The organism is Micromonospora sp. NBC_00821 (assembly GCF_036347035.1).
GTDB lineage: Bacteria > Actinomycetota > Actinomycetes > Mycobacteriales > Micromonosporaceae > Micromonospora > Micromonospora hortensis.
The window spans coordinates 1-14,371 of record NZ_CP108880.1 but is presented as its reverse complement, the minus strand read 5'-3'; the positions used below and the strand labels follow the sequence as shown (position 1 = coordinate 14,371).

Annotated in this window: 10 protein-coding genes and 3 rRNA genes; 6 read left to right on the top strand and 7 right to left on the bottom strand. The window is 65.7% G+C overall.

Features of this window, described 5'->3' with window-relative positions; genetic code table 11:
* Positions 1 to 102 precede the first annotated feature (102 nt).
* A complete protein-coding gene (locus OHB44_RS00065; RefSeq protein WP_238687496.1) occupies positions 103 to 1,074 on the top strand; it encodes a quinone oxidoreductase family protein in 972 nt (323 codons plus the stop codon).
* A gap of 4 nt (positions 1,075 to 1,078) precedes the next feature.
* On the opposite strand, the gene OHB44_RS00060 is transcribed toward OHB44_RS00065, so the two are convergent.
* From OHB44_RS00060 to OHB44_RS00040, 5 genes are all read right to left on the bottom strand, one after another.
* A complete protein-coding gene (locus OHB44_RS00060) occupies positions 1,079 to 1,669 on the bottom strand; it encodes an HAD family hydrolase (protein WP_238687495.1) in 591 nt (196 codons plus the stop codon).
* 16 nt (positions 1,670 to 1,685) lie between these two features.
* Positions 1,686 to 2,942 carry an RNA polymerase sigma factor gene (locus OHB44_RS00055; protein WP_330441161.1) on the bottom strand — a complete coding sequence of 419 codons (1,257 nt, stop codon included), beginning with the start codon at positions 2,940 to 2,942 and terminating at the stop codon, positions 1,686 to 1,688.
* Between the two features lie 2 nt (positions 2,943 to 2,944).
* A complete protein-coding gene (locus tag OHB44_RS00050; protein ID WP_266305251.1) occupies positions 2,945 to 3,292 on the bottom strand; it encodes a YciI family protein in 348 nt (115 codons plus the stop codon).
* A 120-nt stretch (positions 3,293 to 3,412) separates the two neighbouring features.
* Entirely contained in the window at positions 3,413 to 4,624 is a 1,212-nt protein-coding gene (locus tag OHB44_RS00045; RefSeq protein WP_330439283.1) for a low temperature requirement protein A, read from the bottom strand.
* 40 nt (positions 4,625 to 4,664) lie between these two features.
* A complete protein-coding gene (locus OHB44_RS00040; protein WP_238687491.1) occupies positions 4,665 to 5,315 on the bottom strand; it encodes a winged helix-turn-helix transcriptional regulator in 651 nt (216 codons plus the stop codon).
* Between the two features lie 72 nt (positions 5,316 to 5,387).
* Here OHB44_RS00040 and OHB44_RS00035 point away from each other — a divergent pair, with 72 nt between their 5' ends.
* Positions 5,388 to 6,110, top strand: a complete 723-nt coding sequence (locus OHB44_RS00035) for a hypothetical protein (protein WP_330439279.1) — start codon at positions 5,388 to 5,390, stop codon at positions 6,108 to 6,110.
* Between the two features lie 57 nt (positions 6,111 to 6,167).
* On the opposite strand, the gene trpS is transcribed toward OHB44_RS00035, so the two are convergent.
* Together trpS and OHB44_RS00025 are read right to left on the bottom strand one after the other, a co-directional pair.
* The gene (trpS, locus tag OHB44_RS00030; protein WP_238687489.1) at positions 6,168 to 7,226 is read right to left on the bottom strand and encodes a tryptophan--tRNA ligase; all 1,059 of its coding nucleotides are present in this window, start codon (positions 7,224 to 7,226) and stop codon (positions 6,168 to 6,170) included.
* Positions 7,227 to 7,499: 273 nt separating this feature from the next.
* Positions 7,500 to 7,964: a PRC-barrel domain-containing protein gene (locus OHB44_RS00025; protein WP_330439278.1), complete on the bottom strand. Its 465-nt coding sequence runs from the start codon at positions 7,962 to 7,964 to the stop codon at positions 7,500 to 7,502.
* Positions 7,965 to 8,165: 201 nt separating this feature from the next.
* On the opposite strand from OHB44_RS00025, the gene OHB44_RS00020 reads away from it, so the two are divergent.
* The 4 genes from OHB44_RS00020 to rrf all read left to right on the top strand — a co-directional run bounded on the left by OHB44_RS00020 (position 8,166) and on the right by rrf (position 14,370).
* Positions 8,166 to 8,420, top strand: coding sequence for an SCO4848 family membrane protein (locus tag OHB44_RS00020; protein WP_238687487.1), 255 nt, complete (start codon positions 8,166 to 8,168; stop codon positions 8,418 to 8,420).
* A gap of 743 nt (positions 8,421 to 9,163) precedes the next feature.
* A 16S ribosomal RNA gene (locus tag OHB44_RS00015) occupies positions 9,164 to 10,678 on the top strand.
* A 381-nt stretch (positions 10,679 to 11,059) separates the two neighbouring features.
* Positions 11,060 to 14,168, top strand: a 23S ribosomal RNA gene (locus OHB44_RS00010).
* Positions 14,169 to 14,253: 85 nt separating this feature from the next.
* Positions 14,254 to 14,370 (top strand): 5S ribosomal RNA (gene rrf / locus OHB44_RS00005).
* Together the 16S, 23S and 5S rRNA genes form the textbook arrangement of a ribosomal RNA operon.
* Position 14,371: the final 1 nt, after the last annotated feature.

Below are 14,371 nucleotides of genomic sequence, written 5' to 3'. Positions count from 1 at the left end.
CGGGCGTTCGTCCTTGTGGGTGAACGACGCTCGGCTCCGAACCACGCCCGTTCCCGAGCCGGCATGCTGCGACGGTGACGCCGGCACGGAGAGGGAAGCCACATGGTTGACGGGGATGTGCCAGAGCGGATGCAGGCCGCGGCCTTCGACGAGTTCGGCGGGCCGGAGGTGATCACCCTGCGGAAGCTGCCGATCCCGCAGGTCGCCGACGACGAGGTGCTGATCAAGGTCTTGAGCGCAGGTGTCGGGGTGTGGGACGCGTACGAGCGCGAGGGTGTGCTGGTGCCGGAGGGCTCGGCGCTCCCGATCGTGCCCGGTTCCGACGGCGCCGGAACCGTCATCGCGGCCGGCAGCAAGGTGACCGGCCTGGCCGTGGGCGACCTGGTCTACGTCTCCGCCACCGCTCGGCCGAAGGGCGGCTGCTACGCCGAGTACGCGTCGGTCAAGGCGGAGTACGCGGCGAAGGTGCCCGACGGTGTGCCCGCCGAACACGCCGGTGCCATGCCCACCGACGCGCTGACCGCGCTGGCCGGGCTCGACGCGATCAGCCTGTCGGCCGGCGCCTGGTTGCTGATCTTCGGTGCGAGCGGCGGTCAGGGTCACCTGGCCGTGCAGTTGGCGAAGCGGCAGGGGCTGAACGTGATCGCCGTGGCGTCCGGGGCGGACGGCGTCGCGCTGGTGACCCGGCTCGGCGCCGACGTGTCCCTCGACGGCCACGGCGACATGACCGACGTGCTGGCCCGGATCCGGGACGCGGCGCCGGGCGGGGTGAACGCCATCCTGGCGATGGCCGGCGGCGCGACTCTGGACCGGCTCACCGAAGCGTTGGCCGACGGCGGGGTGGTCGCGTTCGCCCACGGGGTGCAGCCGGAGCCGCAGGAACGGCCGGGCGTCATGGTCCGCGCGTACGACGGCGAATCGAGCCCTCGACAGTTGCGGCGCCTCAACGAACTCATCGAGGCGGGGCCGTTCGTGGTGCACGTCGCGGAGAAGTTCCCACTGGGCAAGGTGCGGGACGCGCACCAGCGCCTACAGACGTCCTACTCCGGCAAACTCCTGCTGACTGTCGCCTGAGACGTCAGGGCGTGCGCTGTTGCGGCACGCGTACCGAAGCCATGCCGGCCGCCGTCGCGGCCTGGATGCCCAGGTCGGTGTCCTCGAAGACCAGGCAGGACTCCGGGGGTACGCCGAGCTGCTCCGCCGCGAGCAGGAACGCCTCCGGGTCGGGCTTGGCCCGGGTGTAGTCGTCGGCGCAGACCAGCACGTCGAACCGGTCCAGCAGGCCGAGCGCGTCCAGGGAGGCGGTGACCGACGCGCGGGTGCTGCCGGAGACGACGGCGAACGGGACCCGCCGGTGCGCGTCGTGGATGTGCGCCAGCACCTCGGGCACGGCGGCGAGCTGCGGCAGCAACTCCTGGTAGTAGCTCTCCCGGCGCTCGACGACGGCTGCCACCGGCATGGCAAGACCCTGCTGCTCGTTCAGCGCGACGATGATGTCGGCGGTGGGCCGCCCACCCCAGGCGTAGAAGAGGTCCTCGGGGAACTGGCAACCCCACTCCTCAAGGGCCCGCTGCCAGGCCAGGTAGTGCAGCGGCATCGAGTCGACGATGGTGCCGTCGCAGTCGAACAGGTACGCGGCGAACGGCCCGGGAGGCAGAGGCAGACTCACCCGGGAAGGGTACAGCTCACTCGGTCGTGACGGCTCTCAGCTGACTGAGCAGGTACGCGCGCTCCGGTTCGGTGCCGACCAGCGTCAACGCGCTGCGGTACGCGACGGCGGCCTCGTCGTACCGGCCGAGCCGACGCAGCAGGTCGGCCCGCGCCGCCGGATAGGGGTGGTGGCCGCGCAGCCGAGGCTCGTCGGCCAACTCGTCGAGCAGCGCGAGCCCCGCCGCCGGCCCGTCCCGCATGGCGACCGCGGCGGCGCGGTTGAGCGCCACGATCGGCGAGGGCACCAGGCCGAGCAGCACGTCGTAGAGCGCCACCACCTGCGGCCAGTCGGTGCTGGCCACGTCGGCGGCCTCGTCGTGCAGCGCGGCGATGGCGGCCTGCACGCCGTACGGGCCGGGCGCTCGGCCGGTGAGCGCGACCACCACCAGGCCCCGCCCCTCCTCGATCATCCGACGGTCCCAGCGTCCACGGTCCTGGTCGTCGAGAAGGATCATGGTGCCGTCCGGCCCGGTACGCGCGTCCCGTCGGGCGTGGACCAGCAGCATCAGGCCGAGCAGCCCGGCGACCTCCCGCTCGGCCGGCAGCAGCCGACGCAGGATCCGGCCCAGCCGGATGGCCTCGTCGGCCAGGTCGATCCGTTGCAGATCCGGGCCGGAGCTGGCCGCGTACCCCTCGGTGAAGACCGAGTAGACGGCCTGGAGCACGGTGGGCAGACGACCGGGCAGCTCGTCGGGGCCCGGCACCCGGAACGGGATGCGTGCGTCGCGGATCTTCCGTTTGGCGCGGACGAGTCGTTGGGCCATGGTGGCGGGCGGCACCAGGAAGGCCCGCGCGACCTCGGTGGTGGTGAGGCCGGCCAGGAACCGCAGGGTGAGTGCCCCGCGATCCTGCGCGGCCAGCGCCGGGTGCGCACAGGTGAAGAAGAGCGCCAACCGGTCGTCGGGCAGGTCGCGGTCCGCGTCGGCGGGCGGCGCGTGATCGGCCCGCTCGGCCTCCGCCTGCAGTACCGCGAGCCGGGTCGCCAGCACCCGGTCGCGACGCAGCCGGTCGACGGCCCGACGCCGAGCCGTGGTGAGCAGCCAGGCACCCGGCCGGCTCGGGACGCCGTCGGTCGGCCAGTGCGTCAGCGCCGCCTCGATGGCCTCGGACGTGACCTCCTCGGCCAGGTCGAGGTCGCCGAAGCGGCGCACGAGCGAGGCGAGCAGTCGGCCGCGTTCCTCCCGGAACACCGCCTCCACCGACGACCCGACTGCTGCCTCCTCGGCCGGCACTGTCACCCCTGCATGTCGAGCTCGAAGATCGGACGGACCTGGACCGATCCGGTGCCGATGGCCCCGGGGCTGCGGGCCGCCCAGTCCAGCGCGGCGTCGAGGTCCGGCACGTCGATGACGTCGTACCCGCCGAGCAGCTCACGGGTCTCGGCGAACGGCCCGTCGGTGATCGTGCGCTCGCCGTCCGCTTTGACCTGCACCGTGGTGCAGGTGGTCAGGTCCTGCAGGGGGTGCCCGGAGACCCAGACCCCGGCGTCCTTCATCTCCCGGTCGTAGCGGGTCCAGTCCTCGAAGCTGCACCCGTTGTCGACGACCTCCCCGTCAACCATGGGGCTCATGAACAGCAGCATGTACTTCACGTTTCGGCTCCTCTCGGTGCGGCGGATCGCCGTACAGCATGACGACGAACGTGGGACGGGGATATCGACACGGCGCGGCAGGATTTTCGCGACCGAACTGTCCGACTGTGCTCACGGGAGGCCCCGCTGCGCCGACTCGGGTCGTTCGTCGCGTCGGTCCATCCGTCGTTCGAACCAGGTCACCCCGATCAGAAGAGCGGTCAGCACTGTGAGCGCCGCCAGTGGCGGCAGGGATCGGCCGATCGGCAGCAGGGCCAGCGGCAGCAGCGCGGCGACGACCTGCGTCGGGTACACCGGGCCAACCGTCAGCCGGCGGAAGACCAACCTGCTGAGCAGGTAGAGGGCGGCGCCGCCGTAGAGCGCGGTAGCGGCCTCCCAGCCCAGTCGGTCGGGGTGCGCGGACTCGTCGGTGAGCTGGGCGATCACCTCCTCGATGCCGAGCGCGACGTAGATGGCGCCGATGATCAGCGTGGAGTGCCCGAGGCCGTACGCGTCGCCGGCCACGCTGGCCCGTCGTTCACCAGGCACGTTGCTGACGGCCTCCCGGGCGGCGGGTGCCAGCCGATCGAAGTAGAGCCACCACAGGCACACCGTGCAGGTGAGGCCGAGCAGTGCGGCCAGGAGGGCGGAGCCGACCGGTGCCATCGCCCTCGGGCCCGCGCCGGCGGAGATCAGGGACTCACCCAGCGCGATGATGAGCACCAGGCCGAACCGCTCGCTGAAGTGGTCCACGCTGCGCAGTTGCCACGGCCGAAAGGTGGACGCGATCCGGGCGCCGCCGATGTTCAGGAGAAACGCGACAGTCCAGAGCGCCGTCTGGGCCGCACCGCCGAGCAGGGCACCGATGATCAGCGGGACCCAGCCCAGCACCACCGGCACTGTAAAGAACCGCAGCGTCGAGCGCAGTGGCGGGTTCGTCGCGCTCGCCCAGAACAGGATCACGAGCTGCACGGCCCGGCCGACCACGTAGGCCAGGGCGAGAGTCAACGGCGCGTCGAACAGTTCCGGGCTCTGCCGCCACGCGTCCGGCAACACCAGCGCGGCCACGAAGATCGCCGCCATCGCGACGAGGGTCACAGCGCGGACCGGGCCGACGTCCGGCCGGACCAGGTTTCCCACCCAGATGTACGGCGACCAGGAGTACAACAGCAGGAGCAGGAGGAGTAGCCCCTGGGCCAGGGTGAGCGCGCTCGGCGACCCCGCCATGAACGTGATGACCCGGGTGAGCGCGAAGACGAAGACCAGATCGAAGAAGATCTCGAACATCGTGGTCCGGTGCGTCACGCCTGCCGGCACCGGACGAATGTCGAGAACCCTCCTCATCCTCGCATTCTGCGCCATCGGGGTCGAGTGTTCACCCGGTCTACTCGCCTGGCGTCGCTCCGAAGAGCAGGAAGAACCGCTCGGCCGCTGCGATGTCGCCGTGCACGTCGATTTCGCCCGCCGAGACCGCCGAGCGCAGCGGCGTGCCGCCGAACATCAGGTCCCGCAGTGCTCCGACAGTGCCGGTGACAGTGACGTCGACAGGGCCCGACCGGCCACGGGCCACGCTGATCCCACTCGGAGAGACCCCCACCTCGAAGGCGTCGGTGCCCACCTGCAACCGGAGTCGAGCGGTCACCGAAGCGTCGGTCGGTGGTCGATAGAGGGCCTTCAGCAACAGCATGAACGCGTCGGTGCTCATCTCGACGTCCGGCTCCGCGGGCAGGCCGGCGCCCCACCGCGACAGCTCGATCAGCGTCGGCTCCAGTTGCTGGCCGCGTTCGGTCAGCTCGTACGCGTGCACGCTTGCCGGCGGCCCGAGCTGCACCCGCCGGACGATGCCGGACTGCTCCAGCTCCCGCAGTCGCTGGCTGAGCACGTTCTGGCTGGCCTTCGGCAGGCCGGCCCGCAGATCGCCGAAACGCTTCGGGCCGAACACCAGCTCTCGAACAATCAACAGAGCCCAGCGCTCGCCGACGATGTCCATCGTGCGCGCCGCCCCGCAGGCGTCCTGGTAAGTCCGCTGAGTCACATCGTCATCGTAGTCGGCGTCCACCGAACAGTGCTAACGTCGGACCGGCCAGTCCTAACTTAGGAGTAAGCGATGGATGCACTGCTCGCCAAGGTCATCGAGCGCCACGGCGGCCTCGATCGCTGGAACACCGCATCGACCCTCACCACCCGGCTCACCTACGGCGGCCCGTTCTGGGCGTTCAAGGGCCGTCCCGACTTCGACAGCACCGAACTCGTCGAGGCCGACCTGCACCGGGAACGGATCCGCCACGTCCAGGAGGGCACCGGCCAGGTCACCGAGTACGACAGCGACACCGACCGGGTCACCGTCACCGCAGCCGACGGCAGCCTGATCGACGAGTTGACGAATCCTCGGGCCAGCTTCGCCGGCTACACCCAGGAGAGCCAGTGGACGCTCGCCCAGGCGGCCTACTTCCGTGGCTACGCCACCTGGCACTACCTCGTCGAGCCGTTCCTGTTCACCTGGCCGGGCGTGGAGGCGCACGAGGTCGAGCCGTGGACGGAGGAGGGCGAGTCGTGGCGCGTCCTGCGCGTCACGTACCCCGAGAGCGTGCACACCCACAGCGACACCCAGCTGTACTACTTCGACGACAGCGGGCTGCTGCGGCGCATGGACTACCAGCCGGTGGTCAACGGCTCCTCCCGGGTCGCGCACTACGTCAGCGGATCCACCGAGGTCGACGGGCTGGTCGTGCCGACGCGACGCCGGATCCACATCCGCCAGGAGGACCGCACCCCGGACCTCTCCTGGACGCCGATCACCCTGGACCTGGCTGACGTCCGGATCCGCTGAGACCCCGCTGGTGTCGCAGCGGACCCGGCGCCACATCGCCGACCGGACGCCCCGGCCTCAGGTCGAGGCGTCCGTCCGGCGCCGGCTCCGCTCAGCCCGCCGCCGCACCTGCTGGTACGCGCCGGTCAGCCCCATCGCCCGGCGTACCTCGAGCACCGTCTGGCGTACCTCCTGGCGGGTCCGTTCCGTACCCTCGACGATCAGTCGGTCGACCAGGCCACGGTCGGCTTCGATCTCGGCCCGGCGCTGCCGGATCGGCGCCAGGAACCCCTCCAGCGCGGCGATCAGCCGTTCCTTGACCTCCACGTCACCCACCCGCCCGGCCCGGTACCGCCGGGCCAGGTCGGCCACCTCGTCGCGGTCCGGATTGAAGACGTCGTGGTACGCGAACACCGGGTTGCCTTCCACAGTGCCCGGCACGTCGGCCCGCACCCGGTTCGGGTCGGTGTACATGCCGAGCACCTTGCGACGCACCGTCGCCGCGTCGTCGGAGAGCGCTATCGCGTTGCCCCGGCTCTTGCTCATCTTGGCCGCGCCGTCGGTCCCCACCAGGCTCGGTGTGTCCGCCGGGATCAACTCGGGCACCGGGAAGACCGGGCCGTACAGGTGGTTGAACCGCCGGGCGATCTCCCTGGTCACCTCGACGTGTGCCGCGTTGTCCCGGCCGACCGGGACCACCTCCCCCTTCACGCAGAGGATGTCCGCGGCCTGGAGCACTGGATAACCCAGCAGCCCGTACGGCATCTCCTCCTTGCCGGCGTCGCGGGCCATGTCCTTGAGCGAGGGCACCCGTTCCAGCCGGGGGACGGTCACCAGGTTCTGCAGGAGGGTGTTGAGGTCGCCGACCTCGGGGATGGCCGACTGGAGATAGAACGTGGCCCGGTCCGGGTCGACGCCGGCGGCGAGGATGTCGGTCACCATCTCGCGGGCGTTGCCGGCGACCTGGTCGATGTCCTCCCGGCGATTGCGGGTGGTGAGCATGTGCAGGTCGGCGATGATGAAGAAGCTCTCGTAGCGCCGGTGTAGCCGTACCCGGTTGGCGATGCTGCCGACGTAGTGGCCGAGGTGCAGGCGGCCGGTGGGCCGGTCGCCGGTGAGCATTCGTGCGACGGACATGGTGGTGCCTCTCGTTCCGTTGGTGGGTCACGCGTGGGCGCGCGCCGAGCAGGGCTGGCTCAGCCCTGCTCGGTCAGCGGGATCGACTCAGCGAGTCGCCCGCCATCGCGCGCCGGCGCGAAACCGCAGACCACCGGCACGGAGGACGTTCAGAAGTTGCTCACGGCCATCGCCGGAGCTGGTCGGGACCTCGGGCACGGCACCGGGGAAGCGGCCGTCGACCAGGTCGACCGCCTCGGATGCGCAGTTGCCCGTCCGGACCACGGCCTCACATTACCTGCGGTCCGTTGCCGGCGGGGACAGGTAGCTGTCGGCGTAGTAGGTACCGACACGTTCCCGATATTGCTGGTCAGCCGAGTTTGGGTCGAACGGTGGCGCGTCCTTGATCTCCTGGCGCGTCCGGTCGACGTGCACGACGCGTTCCTGGTGATCCACCCGTTCCACGGTTCCGGCCGGCAGCAGGACCTTCTGGCCGAAGATCCACGGCCCGGTGTCCACCACCAGGTGCCCGGCGTCCGCCTCGTCGCTCGTCTCGTCGATGGTGCCGATGCGGCCGTCGCTCGCCTGCACCTGATAGCCCACCAGGTCGACGGGCGTGCCCGGGCCGGGCGCGTCCGGGCCGTCGTGACCACCCTCGTGGTCGTCGGGCGGGGTGACCGACGGTGTGGTCTGCGTGTAACCGCCGGCCAGGGCGGACGGGTCACGCCAGGCCCAGGGGTTGAAGATCGAGGGTCGCACGGGGCACCTCCAGGGGACGGTCCTCAGCTGTCCCCCTTCGCAGTGCCCATCACCCTGACGGCGGAAACAGGCCACGTTCTACGCGGCAGCGCTCCTTCCGAGGCGTGAGGGGTGGTCCGCCCGGCGTTCGCGCCGCCGGTCGCGCGGTGGCGGTGGCCGGCACGGGCCCGGTGACCAGGTGCGCTGGCATACTCGGCTGCCATGGTGCTGTCGCGAGGGTGGAGTGTCTTCCTGGTCGGAGTCGGCGTCTGGACCTGGGTGATCTGGCCGAGGTTCGCGGTCGCCATCTGGCAGGACCCGCGATCCTGGGCGTCCGGCACCGTGGCCGACGGCGCGGCCACCAGCTTTCTGTGGGTGCACGCGTTGTTGATCGCCGCTTCCCTGGCGATCGGCACCACAGCTGGCGTTCTTGGCGTCCGGGCATGGCTCGCGACCCGGCGTCGACAGACCTCCTGAGGGGCGCCACTCCTGCGGATCGGGGCCGGTCGGTGCCCGTACTGCTGGTGGTCGCCGAGCCATCGTTGCTGGCTGAACGCTTCTGACCTGCGAAAACGCGGCGGACGAGCGAATGTGACGCGCGCCGCTACCCGTGGATTTGACGATCAAACCCGCAGACGCGTAACTTTCTCTCTGCCAGCGCGGAACGGGGCAAACGGGACGAAGGTCCTAGAGCACCGAAACGGGATGGCAACCGGGTCAAGCAGGGGTTCGCTCCTGGGAGACGCGGTCCGGGCGGGGCTCGCCGGATCGGCCGCGAGGCGGATTTGGTGCGGCGAAGCCGACCGGGTAAGGTTCACGACCGGCAGGGAACCGGGCGAGACTGCGGGAAACCGCAGCGGCCGGTCTGCTGAATCCGACGACCTGACGCAGCGGTTCGCTGCTGCGTGAGTGCGCCGGCGCTGACCCGTACGAAGCATGACAGACCGGGACACACGGTTTGACACGGCGAAGACGGTGAGGTAACGTAGTAAAAGTGCCCGGCGCGAGAGCGGCGGGGACGCGGTACGAAAAGCCCCGGTTGGGGTTCCACTGAGGTGGGGCTTCTGGTCGGTGTGTGGTTGTTCTTTGAGAACTCAACAGGGTGCTTGTAAAGCCAGTGCCAATTATGATTTATACCCCGGACTGGTCAGTTTTTGCTGGCTGGTTGGGATTCCTTTGGCAACATTTGTTTGTTGTCAGGATGCTGTTCAACTAATTTTTTGTTGGAGAGTTTGATCCTGGCTCAGGACGAACGCTGGCGGCGTGCTTAACACATGCAAGTCGAGCGGAAAGGCCCTTCGGGGTACTCGAGCGGCGAACGGGTGAGTAACACGTGAGCAACCTGCCCCAAGCTTTGGGATAACCCTCGGAAACGGGGGCTAATACCGAATATTACTTCTGGCCGCATGGCTGGTGGTGGAAAGTTTTTCGGCTTGGGATGGGCTCGCGGCCTATCAGCTTGTTGGTGGGGTGATGGCCTACCAAGGCGACGACGGGTAGCCGGCCTGAGAGGGCGACCGGCCACACTGGGACTGAGACACGGCCCAGACTCCTACGGGAGGCAGCAGTGGGGAATATTGCACAATGGGCGGAAGCCTGATGCAGCGACGCCGCGTGAGGGATGACGGCCTTCGGGTTGTAAACCTCTTTCAGCAGGGACGAAGCGAGAGTGACGGTACCTGCAGAAGAAGCACCGGCCAACTACGTGCCAGCAGCCGCGGTAAGACGTAGGGTGCGAGCGTTGTCCGGATTTATTGGGCGTAAAGAGCTCGTAGGCGGCTTGTCGCGTCGACCGTGAAAACTTGGGGCTCAACCCCAAGCCTGCGGTCGATACGGGCAGGCTAGAGTTCGGTAGGGGAGACTGGAATTCCTGGTGTAGCGGTGAAATGCGCAGATATCAGGAGGAACACCGGTGGCGAAGGCGGGTCTCTGGGCCGATACTGACGCTGAGGAGCGAAAGCGTGGGGAGCGAACAGGATTAGATACCCTGGTAGTCCACGCTGTAAACGTTGGGCGCTAGGTGTGGGGGGCCTCTCCGGTTTCCTGTGCCGCAGCTAACGCATTAAGCGCCCCGCCTGGGGAGTACGGCCGCAAGGCTAAAACTCAAAGGAATTGACGGGGGCCCGCACAAGCGGCGGAGCATGCGGATTAATTCGATGCAACGCGAAGAACCTTACCTGGGTTTGACATGGCCGCAAAACTCACAGAGATGTGAGGTCCTTCGGGGGCGGTCACAGGTGGTGCATGGCTGTCGTCAGCTCGTGTCGTGAGATGTTGGGTTAAGTCCCGCAACGAGCGCAACCCTCGTTCGATGTTGCCAGCGCGTTATGGCGGGGACTCATCGAAGACTGCCGGGGTCAACTCGGAGGAAGGTGGGGATGACGTCAAGTCATCATGCCCCTTATGTCCAGGGCTTCACGCATGCTACAATGGCCGGTACAATGGGCTGCGATACCGCGAGGTGGAGCGAATCCCAAAAAGCCGGTCTCAGTTCGGATCGGGGTCTGCAACTCGACCCCGTGAAGTCGGAGTCGCTAGTAATCGCAGATCAGCAACGCTGCGGTGAATACGTTCCCGGGCCTTGTACACACCGCCCGTCACGTCACGAAAGTCGGCAACACCCGAAGCCGGTGGCCCAACCCTTGTGGAGGGAGCCGTCGAAGGTGGGGCTGGCGATTGGGACGAAGTCGTAACAAGGTAGCCGTACCGGAAGGTGCGGCTGGATCACCTCCTTTCTAAGGAGCACCTTCACCCGAAAGGGTGCAAGGAGCCCGCGGCCCACGAATGTTGGGTCGGGGTGCTCAGATGGCGGAGACACTGGCAAGTTTTGCCCTGGCAACGGCCGGCGGCGCCTAGTACAGCCACTCTTCGGGGTGGTGGGAACGGTGGCTTCTGGTGCGGCTGGGGGAGAATGTGAGCACCCTGTTGGGTCCTGAAGGAACAACCTCTGGTTGTTGTTTCAGAGACGCGCCGGCCTCCTGTGTGGGGGCTGGAAGTCTGCCAGGCATGGCCTGGCCCCACATACCGCCAACAGTGTGTTGGGTTTGGTGTGGGGCGGATCGGGTTGTGGGTTGGTCGTTTGTTGAGAATTGCACAGTGGACGCGAGCATCTTTGTGGTCAAGTTGTCAAGGGCGAACGGTGAATGCCTTGGCACCAGGAGCCGATGAAGGACGTGGGAGGCCGCGATAGGCCTGGGGGAGCTGTCAACCAAGCTGTGATCCCAGGGTGTCCGAATGGGGAAACCTGGCACCAGTCATGTGGTGTCACCCACACCTGAACACATAGGGTGTGTGGAGGGAACGCGGGGAAGTGAAACATCTCAGTACCCGTAGGAAGAGAAAACAATTTAGTGATTCCGTGAGTAGTGGCGAGCGAAAGCGGATCGAGGCTAAACCGGCTGCGTGTGATACCTGTCAGGGGTTGCGTGGTCGGGGTTGTGGGACCCTGCTGAACAAGCTGACACTTGTTCGAGAAGTTACAAAGTCAGTGGCTAGTCGAACAGTCTGGAATGGCTGACCGTAGACGGTGAGAGTCCGGTAGGTGAAAGTTGCTGACCTTCTGTGGGTGTTCCCGAGTAGCGGCGGACCCCTGAAATCTGCCGTGAATCTGCCAGGACCACCTGGTAAGCCTAAATACTTCCTGGTGACCGATAGCGGACAAGTACCGTGAGGGAATGGTGAAAAGTACCCCGGGAGGGGAGTGAAATAGTACCTGAAACCGTTCGCCTACAATCCGTCGGAGCCTTGCGGGGTGACGGCGTGCCTTTTGAAGAATGAGCCTGCGAGTTAGTGGCATGTGGCGAGGTTAACCCGTGTGGGGGAGCCGTAGCGAAAGCGAGTCTGAATAGGGCGATTCAGTCGCGTGTCCTAGACCCGAAGCGGAGTGATCTAGCCATGGGCAGGCTGAAGCGCGGGTAAGACCGCGTGGAGGGCCGAACCCACCAATGTTGAAAAATTGGGGGATGACCTGTGGTTAGGGGTGAAAGGCCAATCAAACTCCGTGATAGCTGGTTCTCCCCGAAATGCATTTAGGTGCAGCGTCGCGTGTTTCTTGCCGGAGGTAGAGCACTGGATGGTCTAGGGGGCCCACAAGCTTACCGAAATCAGCCAAACTCCGAATGCCGGTAAGTGAGAGCGCGGCAGTGAGACTGCGGGGGATAAGCTTCGTAGTCGAGAGGGAAACAGCCCAGATCACCAGCTAAGGCCCCTAAGCGTGTGCTAAGTGGAAAAGGATGTGGGGTCGCATAGACAACCAGGAGGTTGGCTTAGAAGCAGCCACCCTTTAAAGAGTGCGTAATAGCTCACTGGTCAAGTGGTTCCGCGCCGACAATGTAGCGGGGCTCAAGCACACCGCCGAAGCTGTGGCATTCACATTTTATCCTCGCTTGGACTTGATTCCTTGTGCAGGTGTGTGGATGGGTAGGGGAGCGTCGTGCCGCGAGTGAAGCAGCGGGGTGACCCAGTTGTGGACGCGGCACGAGTGAGAATGCAGGCATGAGTAGCGAAAGAAGGGTGAGAAACCCTTCCGCCGGATGACCAAGGGTTCCAGGGCCAGGCTAATCCGCCCTGGGTGAGTCGGGACCTAAGGCGAGGCCGAGAGGCGTAGTCGATGGACAACGGGTTGATATTCCCGTACCCGCGAAAGAGCGTCCCTGATGAACCTCGTTGTGCTAACCACCCGAACTTGGTGAGGTCTTCGGACTGAGCTGAGGGAGCGTGGGAACCTGATGGGTAGTAGTCAAGCGATGGGGTGACGCAGGAAGGTAGCTGAGCCCGGCCGGTGGTTGTGCCGGGGTAAGCGTGTAGGCCGTGTTGTAGGCAAATCCGCAACACATGAAGGCTGAGACGTGATGCCGAGCCGATTCAGGTGAAGTCAGTGATCCTATGCTGCCGAGAAAAGCCTCTAGCGAGTTCTTAGCGGCCCGTACCCCAAACCGACACAGGTGGTCAGGTAGAGAATACCGAGGCGATCGGGCGAACTGTGGTTAAGGAACTCGGCAAATTGCCCCCGTAACTTAGGGAGAAGGGGGGCCGGAGACGTGAAGCCCCGCGCGGGTGGAGCGTTGTATGGCCGCAGAGAGCAGGGGGAAGCGACTGTTTACTAAAAACACAGGTCCATGCGAAGAAGTAATTCGATGTATATGGACTGACGCCTGCCCGGTGCTGGAACGTTAAGGGGACCTGTTAGCTCTTCGGGGCGAAGCGGAGAACTTAAGCGCCAGTAAACGGCGGTGGTAACTATAACCATCCTAAGGTAGCGAAATTCCTTGTCGGGTAAGTTCCGACCTGCACGAATGGCGTAACGACTTCCCCACTGTCTCAACCACAGGCCCGGCGAAATTGCAGTACGAGTAAAGATGCTCGTTACGCGCGGCAGGACGGAAAGACCCCGGGACCTTTACTATAGCTTGACATTGGTACTCGAATTAGCTTGTGTAGGATAGGTGGGAGCCGGTGAAGTCCATACGCCAGTATGGGTGGAGGCAATCTTGAAATACCACTCTGGTTGATTTGGGTATCTAACTTCGGACCGTTATCCGGTTCAGGGACAGTGTCTGGTGGGTAGTTTAACTGGGGCGGTTGCCTCCTAAAAGGTAACGGAGGCGCCCAAAGGTTCCCTCAGCCTGGTTGGCAATCAGGTGTTGAGTGCAAGTACACAAGGGAGCTTGACTGTGAGACTGACAGGTCGAGCAGGGACGAAAGTCGGGACTAGTGATCCGGCACTTGCGAGTGGAAGCGGTGTCGCTCAACGGATAAAAGGTACCCCGGGGATAACAGGCTGATCTTCCCCAAGAGTCCATATCGACGGGATGGTTTGGCACCTCGATGTCGGCTCGTCGCATCCTGGGGCTGTAGCAGGTCCCAAGGGTTGGGCTGTTCGCCCATTAAAGCGGTACGCGAGCTGGGTTTAGAACGTCGTGAGACAGTTCGGTCCCTATCCGCCGTGCGCGTAGGATACTTGAGAAGGGCTGTCCCTAGTACGAGAGGACCGGGACGGACGAACCTCTGGTGTGCCAGTTGTCCTGCCAAGGGCACGGCTGGTTAGCTACGTTCGGAAGGGATAACCGCTGAAAGCATCTAAGCGGGAAGCCTGCTTCAAGATGAGGTATCCCACCCACTTTGTGGGGTAAGGCCCCCAGCTAGACGACTGGGTTGATAGGCCGGAAATGTAAGCCCGGTAACGGGTTCAGTTGACCGGTACTAATAGGCCGAGGACTTGACTACTAAGCTGCTACGCGTCCACTGTGCAACTCTGAACAAGCGAACACCCGTGAGTGTGTGCCGGGGTTGTTTGATATGTTCATAGAGTTACGGCGGTCATGGCGGAGGGGAAACGCCCGGTTACATTCCGAACCCGGAAGCTAAGCCCTCCAGCGCCGATGGTACTGCACTCGTGAGGGTGTGGGAGAGTAGGACGCCGCCGGACA

What these genes read in the sequence shown, in the direction of transcription:
- OHB44_RS00065 (WP_238687496.1), top strand. Translation starts at nt 103, where the DNA reads ATGGTTGACGGGGATGTGCCAGAGCGGATGCAGGCCGCGGCCTTCGAC.
- OHB44_RS00050 (WP_266305251.1), bottom strand. Translation starts at nt 3,292, where the DNA reads ATGCTGCTGTTCATGAGCCCCATGGTTGACGGGGAGGTCGTCGACAAC.
- OHB44_RS00045 (WP_330439283.1), bottom strand. Translation starts at nt 4,624, where the DNA reads ATGAGGAGGGTTCTCGACATTCGTCCGGTGCCGGCAGGCGTGACGCAC.
- OHB44_RS00035 (WP_330439279.1), top strand. Translation starts at nt 5,388, where the DNA reads ATGGATGCACTGCTCGCCAAGGTCATCGAGCGCCACGGCGGCCTCGAT.
- trpS (WP_238687489.1), bottom strand. Translation starts at nt 7,226, where the DNA reads ATGTCCGTCGCACGAATGCTCACCGGCGACCGGCCCACCGGCCGCCTG.
- OHB44_RS00020 (WP_238687487.1), top strand. Translation starts at nt 8,166, where the DNA reads ATGGTGCTGTCGCGAGGGTGGAGTGTCTTCCTGGTCGGAGTCGGCGTC.